At 33.1% G+C, this 14,638-nt stretch carries 17 protein-coding genes; 11 read left to right on the top strand and 6 right to left on the bottom strand.

Annotated elements, in window-relative coordinates:
* Positions 1–61 precede the first annotated feature (61 nt).
* Entirely contained in the window at positions 62–220 is a 159-nt protein-coding gene (gene rpmH / locus AC1EUY_RS07950) for a 50S ribosomal protein L34 (RefSeq protein ID WP_480194985.1), read from the bottom strand.
* A 300-nt stretch (positions 221–520) separates the two neighbouring features.
* On the opposite strand from rpmH, the gene AC1EUY_RS07945 reads away from it, so the two are divergent.
* The 7 genes from AC1EUY_RS07945 to AC1EUY_RS07915 are packed head-to-tail and all read left to right on the top strand — an operon-like array spanning position 521 to position 6,048.
* Positions 521–1,318 (top strand): ParA family protein, encoded by a 798-nt coding sequence (locus AC1EUY_RS07945; protein WP_480194984.1) that lies wholly within the window; start codon positions 521–523, stop codon positions 1,316–1,318.
* A complete protein-coding gene (locus tag AC1EUY_RS07940; RefSeq protein WP_480194983.1) occupies positions 1,284–2,180 on the top strand; it encodes a ParB/RepB/Spo0J family partition protein in 897 nt (298 codons plus the stop codon). Before AC1EUY_RS07945 ends, AC1EUY_RS07940 begins: the two co-directional genes overlap by 35 nt.
* On the top strand, positions 2,180–2,779 hold the full coding sequence (locus AC1EUY_RS07935) for a DUF5683 domain-containing protein (protein ID WP_480194982.1): 600 nt from the start codon (positions 2,180–2,182) through the stop codon (positions 2,777–2,779). Before AC1EUY_RS07940 ends, AC1EUY_RS07935 begins: the two co-directional genes overlap by 1 nt.
* 4 nt (positions 2,780–2,783) lie before the next feature.
* Positions 2,784–3,485, top strand: a complete 702-nt coding sequence (gene dapB / locus AC1EUY_RS07930) for a 4-hydroxy-tetrahydrodipicolinate reductase (RefSeq protein ID WP_480194981.1) — start codon at positions 2,784–2,786, stop codon at positions 3,483–3,485.
* Positions 3,486–3,506: 21 nt separating this feature from the next.
* The gene (lepB, locus tag AC1EUY_RS07925) at positions 3,507–5,099 is read left to right on the top strand and encodes a signal peptidase I (protein WP_480194980.1); all 1,593 of its coding nucleotides are present in this window, start codon (positions 3,507–3,509) and stop codon (positions 5,097–5,099) included.
* Positions 5,100–5,122: 23 nt separating this feature from the next.
* Entirely contained in the window at positions 5,123–5,734 is a 612-nt protein-coding gene (locus AC1EUY_RS07920; protein WP_480194979.1) for a WbqC family protein, read from the top strand.
* A complete protein-coding gene (locus tag AC1EUY_RS07915) occupies positions 5,734–6,048 on the top strand; it encodes a DUF6122 family protein (RefSeq protein ID WP_480194978.1) in 315 nt (104 codons plus the stop codon). The genes AC1EUY_RS07920 and AC1EUY_RS07915 overlap by 1 nt, the downstream gene beginning before the upstream one ends.
* 124 nt (positions 6,049–6,172) lie before the next feature.
* Here AC1EUY_RS07915 and AC1EUY_RS07910 read toward each other — a convergent pair whose 3' ends face one another.
* The 3 genes from AC1EUY_RS07910 to AC1EUY_RS07900 form a co-directional block, all read right to left on the bottom strand.
* Positions 6,173–6,736: a hypothetical protein gene (locus tag AC1EUY_RS07910; protein ID WP_480194977.1), complete on the bottom strand. Its 564-nt coding sequence runs from the start codon at positions 6,734–6,736 to the stop codon at positions 6,173–6,175.
* A gap of 2 nt (positions 6,737–6,738) precedes the next feature.
* A complete protein-coding gene (locus AC1EUY_RS07905; RefSeq protein WP_480194976.1) occupies positions 6,739–7,332 on the bottom strand; it encodes a hypothetical protein in 594 nt (197 codons plus the stop codon).
* A gap of 157 nt (positions 7,333–7,489) precedes the next feature.
* Positions 7,490–8,836: a hypothetical protein gene (locus AC1EUY_RS07900; RefSeq protein ID WP_480194975.1), complete on the bottom strand. Its 1,347-nt coding sequence runs from the start codon at positions 8,834–8,836 to the stop codon at positions 7,490–7,492.
* Positions 8,837–8,965: 129 nt separating this feature from the next.
* Here AC1EUY_RS07900 and priA point away from each other — a divergent pair, with 129 nt between their 5' ends.
* Positions 8,966–11,416 carry a replication restart helicase PriA gene (gene priA, locus AC1EUY_RS07895; RefSeq protein ID WP_480194974.1) on the top strand — a complete coding sequence of 817 codons (2,451 nt, stop codon included), beginning with the start codon at positions 8,966–8,968 and terminating at the stop codon, positions 11,414–11,416.
* 38 nt (positions 11,417–11,454) lie between these two features.
* Here the strand turns inward: priA and AC1EUY_RS07890 are convergent, their stop codons facing one another.
* Complete coding sequence (locus AC1EUY_RS07890) at positions 11,455–12,180, bottom strand: hypothetical protein (RefSeq protein ID WP_480194973.1); 726 nt, start codon at positions 12,178–12,180, stop codon at positions 11,455–11,457.
* Positions 12,181–12,339: 159 nt separating this feature from the next.
* Positions 12,340–13,428, bottom strand: coding sequence for a glycoside hydrolase family 26 protein (locus AC1EUY_RS07885; protein WP_480194972.1), 1,089 nt, complete (start codon positions 13,426–13,428; stop codon positions 12,340–12,342).
* Positions 13,429–13,517: 89 nt separating this feature from the next.
* On the opposite strand from AC1EUY_RS07885, the gene rpsF reads away from it, so the two are divergent.
* Genes rpsF through rplI form a run of 3 tightly spaced genes read left to right on the top strand, consistent with a single transcriptional unit; the run spans position 13,518 to position 14,629 of the window.
* Complete coding sequence (gene rpsF, locus AC1EUY_RS07880; protein WP_480194971.1) at positions 13,518–13,859, top strand: 30S ribosomal protein S6; 342 nt, start codon at positions 13,518–13,520, stop codon at positions 13,857–13,859.
* 3 nt (positions 13,860–13,862) lie between these two features.
* Positions 13,863–14,159, top strand: a complete 297-nt coding sequence (gene rpsR, locus AC1EUY_RS07875) for a 30S ribosomal protein S18 (RefSeq protein ID WP_480192198.1) — start codon at positions 13,863–13,865, stop codon at positions 14,157–14,159.
* A 14-nt stretch (positions 14,160–14,173) separates the two neighbouring features.
* Complete coding sequence (gene rplI, locus AC1EUY_RS07870) at positions 14,174–14,629, top strand: 50S ribosomal protein L9 (protein WP_480194970.1); 456 nt, start codon at positions 14,174–14,176, stop codon at positions 14,627–14,629.
* Positions 14,630–14,638: the final 9 nt, after the last annotated feature.

Raw genomic sequence — 14,638 nt, 5'->3', positions numbered from 1 at the left:
AGATATAAAAAAAGGTGTTACTAAAACAGTAACACCTTTGATAATATAAATGAATATATCATTATTTTTTTGGTCTAGCTTCTGATGAAACAGTCAGTCTCTTTCTGCCTTTGGCTCTTCTTCTTGCTAATACTTTTCTTCCGTTAACACTAGCCATTCTTTCCATAAAGCCGTGTTTATTTCTTCTCTTTCTTTTTGAAGGCTGAAATGTTCTTTTCATTACTATATATCTTTAAAAGTGTATTGTCAATTTTTGCTGATTGTAACAATCAATATGAGCATGGCTCAAATCGAGCGCAAATATACAAACCTTTTTATGATTGGCAAATACATTTTTTAGAAAATTTTATAATTTGTTTTTCGTTTAAAAATTTAACTTCAGCTAACTTCGTTTTTAATATTAGTTGTTTAATTTTTTGATTTTTAATTTGTTAAGAAAGGTGTAGTTTTTGTTTAAAACTTCATTTTTATAAGTGCTAAATAATCGTATTTTTACAGCTTGAATATATCATAGATTTTAATGGGGAAAATTATAGCTATTGCTAATCAGAAAGGCGGTGTAGGCAAGACAACTACTACGGTTAATTTGGCAGCCGCTTTGGGCGTTTTAGAACAGAAAGTGCTCTTAATTGATGCCGATCCGCAAGCAAATGCAACTTCTGGTTTAGGTATTGATGTTGAAGCTGTTGAAAAAGGTACCTACCAGCTATTAGAACATACGGTTTCTGCTAAAGAAGCTATTGTGACTACAAATTCTCCGAACGTTGATATTATCCCTGCTCATATAGACCTTGTGGCTATAGAAATTGAACTTGTTGATAAAGATCAACGCGAATATATGTTAAAGAAGGCTTTGTTGGAAGTTAAAGATGACTATGACTATATTGTTATAGATTGTGCTCCGTCGCTTGGTTTAATTACATTAAATGCTTTGACAGCAGCTAATGCAGTGATTATACCTATTCAATGCGAGTATTATGCTTTAGAAGGTTTAGGTAAGTTACTAAATACTATAAAAAGTGTACAAAAAGTACATAATCCTGAGTTAGACATTGAAGGATTATTATTAACGATGTACGATTCGCGCTTGAGATTGTCTAATCAGGTAGTAGCAGAGGTAAAAAAACATTTCCATACCATGGTGTTTAAAACGATTATACAACGTAATATTCGTTTGGGTGAAGCACCAAGTTATGGCGAAAGTATCATTGCATATGATGCAACAAGCAAAGGAGCGGTTAATTATATAAATTTAGCTCACGAAATTCTAAAAAAGAATGTAAATGGCGAAAGCAGTAAAAAAGCAAGCATTAGGTAGAGGATTATCTGCGTTATTAAAGGATTCTGTTGAAGATATCAATTCTATTAAAGATAGAAATGCCGATAAAGTAGTTGGGAGTATTGTTGAAATTGATCTTAATGCTATCGAGGTAAACCCATACCAGCCTCGTACGTATTTCAATGAAGAAGCACTTCGTGAACTGGCAAGTTCTATAAGAGAGTTAGGCGTTATACAACCTATTACTGTAAGAAAGCAAGAGAATGGCAAATTTCAATTGGTTTCGGGTGAACGTAGATTCAGAGCATCTAAATTAGTAGGGCTAACTCAAATACCTGCTTATGTACGTTTGGCTAATGATCAAGAAATGCTTGAAATGGCTTTGGTTGAAAATATTCAACGTCAAGATCTTGATCCTATAGAAGTAGCACTCTCTTATCAAAGATTGATTGATGAAATACAACTTACACAAGAAGAATTAAGTACACGTGTTGGTAAAAATCGCTCTACGGTAACGAATTATTTACGTTTACTAAAATTAGATCCTATCGTGCAAACAGGGATGCGAGATGGTTTTTTGAGTATGGGACATGGTCGTGCTTTGATAGCTGTAGAAAATAAAGACGATCAATTAACGATTTATGAAAAGATCATAAAAGAAAATCTGTCAGTACGACAGACCGAGCAATTTGTAAAAAGCTTTAAAAATAAATACACTACTAGTTCTGACGTTGAGAAATCTAGCAATACCTTACCTACATTTGTAAAAGACGGGTTGAAAGAAATGAGTGACTATTTAGGCCATAAAGTCGATGTTAAGGTATCTGGTAAAAAAGGTAAAATTATCATTCCGTTTCATTCTGAAGAAGACTTTAATCGTATTAAAAAACTACTAAAATAGTGCTTCATAAGCTGTTTTATACCATCTTTTTTTTTCTCATCATTAGTGTTACATACGCTCAAGATGATACAGAATTAATTATTAAAAAAGATTCAGTTGCGGTAAAGAAAAAAAAGAAAGCTGTTAAGTTTACTCAAGGTATCGATCCTTTATCACCTTCAAAAGCAGCTTTTTATTCTGCAGTTTTTCCAGGTCTAGGGCAGATATACAATAAGAAATACTGGAAAGTACCTATCGTTTGGGGTGCTATTGGTACTGGTATTTATTTTTTTGACAGAAATGATAAAAATTTTAAGCGTTATCAGACTGCGTATAAATTAGAACTTTCAGGCAGGCCTCATGAGTTTGATGGGACAGACGGTGGACCATCATTTGATAGAGCAGCGCTTGAGAGAGCCCAAGAAATTTTTAAAAAGAACAGAGATATATCACTTTTTGTTACGATTGGTCTCTATGCCCTAAACATTTTAGAAGCGAATGTTGATGCACATTTACCTGATGAGGCTTTAGATACAGATCTTACTTTTCATCCAGCATTTTTTACTGAATCTGTGACGAATCAACCTATATTTGGAGTCACAATGAACTTTAAATTTTAAGGCTATGAATATTGCATTGTTAGGATATGGTAAAATGGGAAAAACAATCGAACGATTGGCTTCTAAAAGAGGACATACCATAGTAGCAACAATTGGTAAGAATGAGCACCACGGAAAACTTAAAAATGCAGATGTTGCTATAGATTTTAGCTTACCCTCTGTAGCCTTTAATAATATCGTTGCCTGTTTTGATTTAGGATTACCCGTAGTTTCTGGCACTACAGGGTGGTTAGAAAACTATAAGGCAGCTGTTGAGAAGTGTAACCGCAAAAACGGTGCTTTTATTTATGCTTCGAATTTTAGTCTAGGTGTCAATTTATTTTTTGAATTAAATAAAAAGTTGGCTCGTATGATGAGTAAGTTCGATGAGTACAGTGTCTTTATGGAAGAGATACATCATATACAAAAATTAGATGCGCCAAGTGGTACCGCTATTACCTTAGCCGAGGGTATTATTGAAAACTCTAGTAAAGAAAGTTGGGAACTTGATGTAACGAATGATACTTCAACGATACCTATTGTAGCTAAACGAATAGAGAAAGTACCTGGCACACATAGTGTATTGTATCATTCTGATGTTGACGAAATTGAAATAAAGCATACCGCCAAAAATAGAGACGGATTTGCCTTAGGAGCGATCATAGCAGCCGAATGGTTAAAAGATAAAAAAGGAGTATTTACCATGAAAGATGTGTTAGGCATCTAATTGTATTAAAATATAACAATAATGACATTTAAAGGTTGGTTAATTTTTTTCTTAATAGTACAACTAATTCATTTTTTAGGTACTTGGAGATTATATGTAAAAGCGGGTAGAAAAGCATGGGAAGCATTAATACCTATATATAATGCAGTAGTATTGATGAAAATCATCAATAGACCCGTTTGGTGGGTAGTTTTACTATTCTTACCAGTCATAAACTTATTTATGTTTCCGGTAGTTTGGGTAGAAACGATACGAAGTTTTGGTAGAAATTCACGCCTAGAGACCTTTTTAGTCATTCTAACGTTAGGTTTCTATATCTACTACGTAAATTATATGCTCGATGTAACACATATTAAAGAACGTAGTTTAAAACCCAGATCGAACGCAGGTGAGTGGGTAAGTGCTATTGTATTTGCCGTGATTGCTGCGACCTTAGTACATACGTATTTTATGAGACCGATGCTAATTCCGTCATCGTCATTAGAGAAATCGTTATTAATAGGTGATTTCTTATTTGTGAGTAAGTTTCATTATGGTGCTCGAGTACCTATGACGACGGTAGCAGCGCCTATGGTACACGATACATTACCGAAGTTAGGAAAGTCATATTTATTTGATGATAACTACGAAAACAAAGACTATTCATGGAAAAATAAGCTACAGTTACCATACATGCGTTTACCAGGCTTTCAAAAAATTAAACGCAATGATATTGTAGTATTTAATCAACCAGCCGATACGCTTAAGGATATGAATGAGTTTAAACCCGATAGAAATTATTACAAGCCTATAGATAAAAAAACGAATCTAGTTAAGCGCGCTGTTGGCATACCTGGAGATTCATTAGAAATAAGAGATGGCTATGTATATATAAATGGCAAAAAGAATGAATTACCAGACAGAGCTAAAACGCAGTATAATTTCTTTGTCACTACCGAAGGTCAGTTAAACAGTTCGGTGTTAATGAATCGTTATAATGTGCGTGAAGGCTATGTATTACAAGATGGTACCTATAGATTAACTTTAACAGATGAAGAAGCTGCACTGCTTGAGAAAAATCCGAGTGTAAAAAGTATAGAAAAGCGCTTAGAGCCGAAGGGAATGACAGATATTGATGTTTTTCCGCATGTGCCAAGTTTAGGATTTAACAGTGACAATTTCGGACCTATTTATATTCCTAAAAAAGGAGTAACCGTGAAGTTAGATAAACAATCATTACCATTTTACAAACGTATCATCTCAGAATACGAACGAAATAATTTGGTGGTAAATGGAGATGAAATTATGATTAATGGAAAGGTAACAGATGAATATACATTTAAGCAAGATTATTATTGGATGATGGGTGATAATCGCCAAAATTCTATTGATGCCCGCCGTTGGGGTTATGTACCATTTGACCATGTGGTAGGAAAACCAGTATTTATCTGGTTTAGTTGGGATTCTAATGAAACGAATATCATACGTAAATTAAAATCTATTCGCTGGAATCGTGTCTTTACCACTGTTGGCGGAAGTGGAGAACGTACCTCGTATTTGCCTTATTTTATAGGAGTTGTGCTACTGTGGTTAGGTTATAATCAGTACAAAAAACGTAAGAATACTATCAGATAAGTTTAATTCGCATACAAATAACTTTGCTACTTTATCCTACATATTTTTCTCCTATAGCACAGTATGTAGCGATTGCGAAAGCAGCTGAAATTATTTTTGAAGTAGAAGATAATTTTCAGAAGCAAACCTATAGAAATCGTTGTTATATCTATGGGGCTAATGGTAAACAGTTGTTAAATGTACCTGTACTAAAAGCCAACAGTAAACAAAAAACCAAAGATGTACAGATAGATTATAGTGAAAACTGGTCGAAGCAGCATATACGAGCTATGGATGCTGCCTATCGTTCTTCTCCGTTTTATGAATTTTACGAAGATGAGATTAAAAAAATGTTATCTGTAAAAGAGAAATACCTATTCGACTTAAACTTTAACTGTTATGAGTTACTCGAAGATCTTCTTGAGTTAGAAGTTCCTTATCAAAAAACCATTTCATATAGTAATGACTATAGTGAAGATGAGGATTTTCGTTTTTTAGTAAATGCCAAGAAAGATCACAAATATAATTTTGATCACTATATTCAAGTATTTTCTCACGAGCATGGCTTTCTAGAGAATCTAAGTATTCTTGATCTACTTTTTATGGAAGGCCCAGCTGCATTCATTTATTTGCAAAATCAAACGATTACGCTATAATGGAAATCTTTCATTTCGTAACGCACTATGGTATGCATTTTTTACTACCTGGTGTAGTAGCATACCTATTTTTTAGAAAGACTTGGAAAACGGCTTGGCTAGTTATGATCGTAACTATGTTGATTGATCTAGATCATCTATTCGCTACCCCGGTTTTTGACCCGAATCGTTGTAGTATTACTTTTCACCCATTACATACAAATTATGCATTGGCTGTTTATATGGTTTTATTCGTGATTAGAAAGACGAGGGTAGTAGGTCTAGGATTACTACTGCATTTTTTTACTGATTGGATCGACTGTTGGTGGTTATAAATTTTGAATTCCGCTTATCGGTTCGTGTATGGTTAGTTGCGTTGGCTAGGTCTAAGTTAGCAAAAGAAAACGAACCAGAGGAAAATCCGTAGGATTTTCAAGTACTCACAGACCAAGCAATTGACTATACACATCTTAAGTTGGCAATAGTTATTTTAAATATTTTCGGATTTCTTTCAGAATAACTAAGCTCAACTTCTTGACCAATTACAATATTATTATACAACTGTTCCTGTATTTGGTTCTCCGAAATAATTGTTATTCCTTTTTTCGTTACAAACTTTATTTTAGCATAAAAAACTTTACTATTTCCCGTTTTCCTTCTAAGGTTTTTATAATGAGTAGAAACTACAATTCCTTTAGTTTTTAAACCGTAATTATCAATTTCATTTGATTTACTAAAGCCAAAATTTACGAAAAAGACTAAGTATAAAATAAATGCAACTGGAATACACGAGATCATAATGATTTTAAATTTTTTATCATTCCCATTTTTCACCTTATCTCTGTATTCCTTTATGTTTTGGAAGTCATATACACCTTGAACTATAAAGAATATTACTAAAGCCGTCCCAAATGCAGAAAATAATAAAGGAGATAAGTTGTAAACCTTAATCGGTATTAAGAATAAGAATGTTAGAAGTGTGAAAATTGCCAAAGTTGCCCAAATCAGTCTTCTTTTTACCATTTTTAAATTTCAATTTTTTTACAAACTATAAAATCCACATTTTCACCATTACTATTAACATATTCTACTGTGATTGCCAAAAAACCTTTGATTTCGGTTATTTTTTTTAATAAATCAAGTTCATCCAAATAAGCTAAACGAAATCGTAATCTAGAAAAATTGATACTATTTTTCTGTTTTAAGCTAGAGAATGTAACATCTTTGAATTTTGAATTAAATAATTTCTCATCTGATGTGTCTGCAATGAAGTTTAAGTCTAATGTGTTAGATGAACTATTTATTGATTCTGATATTTGAATTTTAGTGGTATTGCTTTTTTGTATTTTTTTATTTAACGAATTAATTGAATCCATATGGTTCACCTTAATTGTAAAAGAAGATCTCGGAAAATTTTTATCTTTTTTCCAAGCAACTAACATTTCAATACTTTTTATTCTAATGGATTTGTCATCTTCTATTATTTCTAGCTCATTATTATTATTTAGGTATTCTTGAATTTCTTTTATTCTATTATCAGCCCATTTACAACTTGCCGCGGAACCATCCCGGTAAGCGTCTTCAAGACTTTCAAAAAAAATCAAATCCAATTTTTTCATAATTATTGCCAACGTTAAGCTATCCGGAGTTTTAATTCCGTTTAGCGACTGATAAGCGAAGTTCGATGAAAATCTTTTAAGAAACAAACTAAATTATAGTCATAGAAAAAGGCTTGCGAATGGCAAGCCTCTTTCTTATCCACGATGTGAATCGTTATTACTGTCTTCTTCTCGAAGTTGAACGACGATTATCGTTTCTTTGCGTTGAGCTACCTGAACTTTTTCTGGTAGTAGTAGTTCTTTGTTTTGACACATTGCTGCGTTGTGGCGCCTTTCTTGTTTGTGTTCTCGCTCTAGACTGTGACTGTCTCTGAATACTTCTATTTTGTTGATGTACAGCTGGCTTCCTGTTTTGGGCAATCCTTGGTGTTGTACTTCTTCTTGTTACCGTTCTTCTTTGCTCACTAACTCTTGGTGTACTTCGCTGCGTAGTCGTTCTACGTTGTGAAGTAATAGTTCTTGGTGTTGAACTTCTTCGAACTTGTGTATCACGCGTTACCGTTCTTGGTGACCTTGACGCTGTACTTGATCTTCTTTGCGTTGTTGTACCACGACGTACACCTTGATCTCTTCCCTCTATCGACCTTCCATTTCTTGTCACTTGAGAATTTCTTCTTACACCCTGATTTCTTCTAGTAACAGATTGTCTATTGTTTCTAGTTGCTGTACTATTTCTGCGTACCGATTGATTATTTCTAGTAACGCCTTGTCTGTTTCTAGTAGCATGCGAGCTTCTTCTTACCCCATTTCTATCAGCTCTAGCTATAGAACGATCTCTTGTTGTCGATCTTCTTGAAACAACTCTTCTATCATCATTATTCGTTCGAATACGTCTGTCTATACTTCTAAAATTATCTCTACTACGGTTGTAATTTCTATATCTATAATTTCTTCCATAACCACGTCCTCGGTTGTATGTATATCTAATAGGGCTGTAAAATCTTCTATAAGGATTATAACTTACAATACATCTATTAAAAAATGGTCTTATAAAGAAATCATGGTAAGGGTTGTACACATATGTACGGTTCCATCTGTTAATGAATCCTGTATAGTGAGAATACACGCCAAATCTATTATAGTGTATATATAATCCACCTATACGCGATAAACGTCTGTTGTTATAATGTATACGCACATCACCAGCACGACTGATACGTCCATAATAATCATAATAAATAGGAATATCTTCTATCTGTACAATGGCTCCATAATCATCATATTGTACATAAGCGTCATAATCATATCCAGAATTGAATGTGATGCTTACACCGTTTAAGTCAACACCAGCACGAACACCACCTCTAGCTAAGTCATTGATATAAAAATCAAATTCTCCATTTTGAAATACCGAAAAAGTAACTCCTCTTTCTGTAAAGGTGAATGTATCTCCATACTCGTTATAATACCGAGTGTTAGAACTTACTTCTGTACTTTCGGCAGCATAAAGAGGAGAAAGGAGACTTACCATAAAGGCTACGAATACTAATGCTGATTTTTTCATTTTTCTATATATTAAGATGTTAATAAATGCTCTGGTTAGCATAACACAATTAATGTTTACCAAACAGTGTGCCAAAAAATTAAATAAGGTTAGTTTGGTTAAAATTGATTCGATATTTTTACACCTCAATTGAGCACTAAAAATTACATAGATGTTATTCTTCCTATTCCGCTACAGCGACTATTTACCTATGCGATAACGGAAGCTGAAGCTGAATTTCTAAAACGAGGAATGCGTGTTGCCGTTCCTTTTGGGAAATCGAAGATTTACACAGGGTTGGTGGAGAACATTCATCAAAATGCTCCAGAAGCCTATGAAGCAAAAGAAATTCATCAAATACTTGATGAGACACCCATAGTATCTCAGAAACAATTGCAGCATTGGCAATGGATAGCTGAGTATTATATGTGCTCATTGGGCGAAGTAGTGCGTTCAGCCTTGTCCTCTGCTTTTTTATTAGAGAGTGAAACACTAGTCTCATTAGATGATTCTTTTAGTGAAGAAGCAATGCTTTCTAATGATGAGTTTATATTATTTGAGGCTTTACAACATCAAGCCTCATTAAAAATTGATGAAATAAGTAAGATACTAGATAAAAAACGTGTATTACCTATTATTCATAAGCTTTTAGCCAAAAATGTAGTACAGCTAAAAGAAGAGATTTATGAACAATATAAGCCAAAACTAGTAAAGTATGTTCGGTTACATGATGTGTACACAGAAAAAGGTAAGCTTAATGAACTATTAGACGATTTATCACGTGCAAAGAAACAACGAGAACTACTATTGACGTATTTTTCATTGCATGCTCAAAATAAGCCTATAAAAGCAAAAGAGCTTGTTACAAAGAGTGCAACGTCAGATGCCGTTTTAAAGGCTTTGGTTGATAAGAATATAATAGAGGTTTACTATTTGCAAGTAGATAGAATTGATCAAGGAAATCAAAAAAATAAATTACCAGAACTTTCTGATTTTCAAGAGGTTGCTTATCAAAATATCGTAAAAGAATTTCAGCAAAAAGATGTAGTACTATTGCATGGTATCACTTCTAGTGGTAAAACAGAAATCTATGCGAAACTAATAGAAGAAGTTTTAGAAAAAGGAAAACAAGTATTGTATTTGTTGCCCGAGATTGCCTTAACCACACAACTAATTGCTCGATTGAGAAGGTATTTTGGAGATAAAATTTCAGTATTTCATTCTAAATATTCATTAAATGAACGTGTTGAGGTATGGAATAACTTATTACAACAAAAAGAGAAAACTCAATTAATCTTAGGTGCACGATCCTCCGTTTTTTTACCTTTTGTCGATCTCGATTTGATTATTGTTGATGAAGAGCATGAAACATCGTATAAGCAATTTGATCCTGCACCGCGATATCATGCACGAGATGCATCCATAGTTTTAGCTTCTATTCATAACGCCAAAGTAATATTAGGTAGTGCTACACCTTCAATTGAAAGTTATTACAATGCCAAAGAAAACAAATATGGCCTGATTGAACTTACTCAGCGTTTTGGTAATGTATTGCTTCCTGAAATTGAATTGGTAGATATTAAAGAGGGATATCGTAAAAAACGAATGAAAGGTCATTTTTCTGAGCGATTGCTAAAACTCATTGAAGAAGCGTTACAGGATAAAGAGCAGGTCATTTTATTTCAGAATAGAAGAGGGTTTTCACCAATTGTAGAATGTACTACGTGCGGTGTGGCTCCGCAATGCCCGAATTGTGATGTGAGTTTAACCTATCATAAGTTTAATGGTGAACTACGCTGTCACTATTGCGGATACAATAGAAATATGCCGCAAACCTGCGTTGCTTGTGGCAATGCAACATTAGATACAAAGGGATTTGGTACCGAACAAATAGAACTCGAATTAAAAGAACTACTCCCAGAAGTGAATATTGGTAGAATGGATTTAGATACGACTCGAGGAAAGTATGGCTATGAAAAGATTATCAATTCTTTTCAGTCGCAAGAACTAGATATTTTAGTAGGTACACAGATGCTTAGTAAAGGCTTAGATTTTAGCAATGTGTCTTTGGTTGGTGTGTTGAATGCTGATAATATGCTGAATTTTCCTGATTTTAGAGCACATGAGCGAAGCTTTCAAATGCTAACACAAGTATCGGGTAGGGCAGGACGTTCTAAAAAAAGAGGAAAAGTAATAATTCAGACATTTAATCCGTATCATCAGATATTACAACAAGTAACTACGAACGATTATATAACAATGTTTACAGAACAGTTGTATGAGCGTCATCAATATCTATATCCTCCTATAGTGCGATTGGTAAAAATTACCTTAAAACATAAAGATTTTACAAAAGTACATACTGCTGCCGATTGGTTAGGGAAATCATTGGTAAACTCTTTTGGAAGTAATGTATTAGGGCCTACAAGTCCTACTATAGCTAGAATTCGAAATCAACATATAAAAACGATCCTAATAAAATTACCAAAAGAATTGTCTTTAAAACAGTCTAAAACTATACTTCAAAAAATAAAAAATAGCTTTCAAAGCATTGCGGACTTTAGACCTGTCCGTTTAAATATAGATGTTGATCCGTTTTAGAAAAAACTCCAATAGCAGTAAATCTATTACCCATTTGATTATTTTTTTTCAATTTTACATACAATTTTATAATATTCAATAAAAGTTGGTATATCTAGTAAAATTATATTTTCCCTTTCTAGATCCTCTATAATTCTAGGGCAATTTTTGAAATATTCTTTTGACCTTTTTAGGAATCGATTATTTTTTTCAACTTTTATAAGTTTACTTTCACCATTTTTTAAAAGATAATATCGAAATACGGGCGTATTTCCAGTAGCTATATCAAAATTTGAACCATAGTAGTACGAATATCTGACAGGTATTGGCATTTTTTTACCATTTGGTAATTCTAGTGTGTCTGAATTTTTCAATGTATTTAATCCTATATTTTCAAACTTCATTCTCGAAAATTTTTCCTTCATAGTTTCTCTATCAAAATCTGAATAAAATAAATCAGTCCCATTTCTTTCAGATCCAATATAAATGCTTATTTCATCTGAATAAATTAATTCAACAAAAAGCTTAAATTTACCATAGTTATGATTTAAATATTGAAATACTCTTTCTTTTTCAGAGTCAGGGCTGGTGATAATTTTATCAACCTCTTTAAAATTAATTTTTTTACTTCCACTTTTTTTCTTTTTTTTAAGTCTAGGTTTAAATGTAGAACTTGCAAGCCATAACATTCCTTTTTCAGTAGTACTGTCTTTATATATTATCTTACTTTCAATAGTTGGAGTACGTCTAGCTTCAAAATATTGAGTTGATCCTTTTATAGGCAAAATAATAATTATAAAGAGTAAACAATATCTCATTAGTTAAGTATTTTCAATTAGTTAAATTTAATTAAATTTCTTTTTATTCTTTACCACTAATCTTCAATATAAACGCTTAGTCAATTATTTATGATCTATTCCCGTTTAGCGGGTTATATATTTATTTTATTTCAAATTATCGAATAATTCAGGAGTTGGTTTTAAATATCTAGGTTTCGAAATTTCTTCTTGCCATCTGCCCGAAATATAAGGACTCATCTGAATTCGAGAATCTACTTTTTGAAATACAGGATTATTTAGCCACATCGGTTCTATAGACCAATTCGTATTGATGTAACTAAATGCTTTTATAACATCTTTATTATTGTTTATAGTATTAATAAATGGGACAAACCATTGTTGCCATACCTGCTGTGCTATCTTTGGATCTTTGAGATCGGTATTAAAATATAGATTCTCTGTTTCTAGCACAGGCGATGCTTCTGCAATAAATACCGGTTTGTTGTGCTTTCTTGCAAATGTGAGCATCTCTTCATCTGGGTTGCCAAAATAAGAATATCCACACCAATCGACGAGTGCATCACCAGGATACCATGCTTCTAATATCTTCTGATCAGACCCTGTACCTTTAGATTGCCACACGTATGCTACATTCTCAACTTTTAACGCATCAAAGATTGTACGAATTCGTTTCCAGACTTTTATATAGTGTTTTCTAGTATAGTGATTCCACTCCCATCCATCAAATTCATAACCAATTCTTAGAAAGACTGGACGTCTAGTTTCTTTGATCCATTTACCGAGGGTTTTAATTAAATTATCATGTTTACCTTTGGCAATTTTCTTTTCATGATTTACCATTGATAATCCGATAGCTAACACGCTGTACTTATAATCATCATCATCGATGTAGCACTGTGCGCAGCTATCGCCAGCACCCCAATTGGCTTTGGTTTTGATTCCATCGTTTCCTTTGTTGTAATAACCAAACGATTCATCACCTGGTGAAAAATTTGTATAAACAGTAAAACCAGCAGGTGTATCAAAATGGTCACAATACCCATCTTTATAGTTATCTAAACCCCCAGTTGCTTGTAGGTCTTGCCCAATAAAAAATAGACATTCACCATCATTAGGTTCGAATTTAGCCTTTTTCTCAGGTACTTTTTTTTTGGTAAAATGATTGCTCTTTTTTGCATCCTTAGAAGGAAAGATAAGCAGTAAGAAAATAATTGGTAGAAATTGAATTCTCATTTTGCGATTAATTGTCTAAATCTAAGGCTTTTTAAATAAAAAACTTTGTATATTTGCACGCTTAAAATTAAACAATTAAAAATTTAATTATGAATCATTACGAAACTGTTTTCATTTTGAATCCCGTTTTATCTGATACTCAGGTAAAGGAAACAGTAAAGAAGTTTGAGGACTACTTGGTTTCTAAAGGTGCCGAAATGATACACAAAGAAGATTGGGGCTTAAAAAAATTAGCCTACCCAATCCAAAAGAAAAAAACTGGCTTTTATCATTTATTTGATTACAAAGTTACTGGCGAAGCTATCGCTCCTTTTGAGTTAGAGTTTAGAAGAGATGATAGTATTATGCGTTATTTAACGGTAAAGTTAGATAAGCACGCTGCTGCTTGGGCAGAGAAAAGAAGAGCTAAAGTTAAATCTACAAAAAACTAAGGTATGGCATCAATAGATCAACAGGCTAAAGAAGGTAACAAGGCAGAGATCAGATATTTGACTCCGCTTGATATAGAAACCCAAAAGAAAGAAAAATACTGTCGTTTTAAGAAAAACGGAATTAAGTATATCGATTATAAGGATGCTGATTTTTTAATGTATCTAGTGAATGAGCAAGGTAAAATCTTACCACGTCGTTTAACAGGTACTTCATTAAAATATCAACGTAAAGTATCACAAGCAATTAAAAGAGCACGTCATTTGGCATTAATGCCTTATGTAGGTGATATGTTAAAATAATAAAACAGTACGATATGGAATTGATATTAAAGAAAGACGTAGCAAACTTAGGTTTTACAGATGATGTCGTAACTGTTAAGAATGGTTATGGTCGTAATTTCTTAATTCCTCAGGGATATGCTGTATTAGCAACAAGTTCTGCTAAGAAAGTATTGGCTGAGAATTTAAAACAAAGAGCTCATAGAGAGGCTAATATTATTGCTGAAGCAAATAAAGTAGCAGAAGCTTTAAAAACCTTAGAAATAAAAATAGCTGCTAAAACAGGAGCTGGAGATAAATTATTTGGTTCAGTTAGTAATGCAGACGTTGCAGAAGCAATCGCAAAAGCAGGTCATGAGCTAGATAAAAAGTATATTACAGTTGCTGGTGGTCTTGTAAAGAGATTAGGAAAGTATAATGCTAAAGTTCGATTACATAGAGAGGTGATAGTTGAAATGCCTTTTGATGTCGTTGCAGAAGCAAAAAAATAAACATTTGTG

It is taken from the genome of Maritimimonas sp. 2210JD6-3, from assembly GCF_056591795.1.
The sequence above is the reverse complement of the archived record's forward strand: the minus strand, read 5'-3'. Positions and strand labels throughout refer to the sequence as shown.

Excerpts from the sequence above, each read along its gene's own strand:
- rpmH (WP_480194985.1), bottom strand. The coding sequence starts at position 220 with ATGAAAAGAACATTTCAGCCTTCAAAAAGAAAGAGAAGAAATAAACAC.
- AC1EUY_RS07945 (WP_480194984.1), top strand. The coding sequence starts at position 521 with ATGGGGAAAATTATAGCTATTGCTAATCAGAAAGGCGGTGTAGGCAAG.
- AC1EUY_RS07940 (WP_480194983.1), top strand. The coding sequence starts at position 1,284 with ATGGCGAAAGCAGTAAAAAAGCAAGCATTAGGTAGAGGATTATCTGCG.
- dapB (WP_480194981.1), top strand. The coding sequence starts at position 2,784 with ATGAATATTGCATTGTTAGGATATGGTAAAATGGGAAAAACAATCGAA.
- lepB (WP_480194980.1), top strand. The coding sequence starts at position 3,507 with ATGACATTTAAAGGTTGGTTAATTTTTTTCTTAATAGTACAACTAATT.
- AC1EUY_RS07915 (WP_480194978.1), top strand. The coding sequence starts at position 5,734 with ATGGAAATCTTTCATTTCGTAACGCACTATGGTATGCATTTTTTACTA.
- AC1EUY_RS07910 (WP_480194977.1), bottom strand. The coding sequence starts at position 6,736 with ATGGTAAAAAGAAGACTGATTTGGGCAACTTTGGCAATTTTCACACTT.
- AC1EUY_RS07905 (WP_480194976.1), bottom strand. The coding sequence starts at position 7,332 with ATGAAAAAATTGGATTTGATTTTTTTTGAAAGTCTTGAAGACGCTTAC.
- AC1EUY_RS07900 (WP_480194975.1), bottom strand. The coding sequence starts at position 8,836 with ATGAAAAAATCAGCATTAGTATTCGTAGCCTTTATGGTAAGTCTCCTT.
- AC1EUY_RS07885 (WP_480194972.1), bottom strand. The coding sequence starts at position 13,428 with ATGAGAATTCAATTTCTACCAATTATTTTCTTACTGCTTATCTTTCCT.
- rpsF (WP_480194971.1), top strand. The coding sequence starts at position 13,518 with ATGAATCATTACGAAACTGTTTTCATTTTGAATCCCGTTTTATCTGAT.
- rpsR (WP_480192198.1), top strand. The coding sequence starts at position 13,863 with ATGGCATCAATAGATCAACAGGCTAAAGAAGGTAACAAGGCAGAGATC.
- rplI (WP_480194970.1), top strand. The coding sequence starts at position 14,174 with ATGGAATTGATATTAAAGAAAGACGTAGCAAACTTAGGTTTTACAGAT.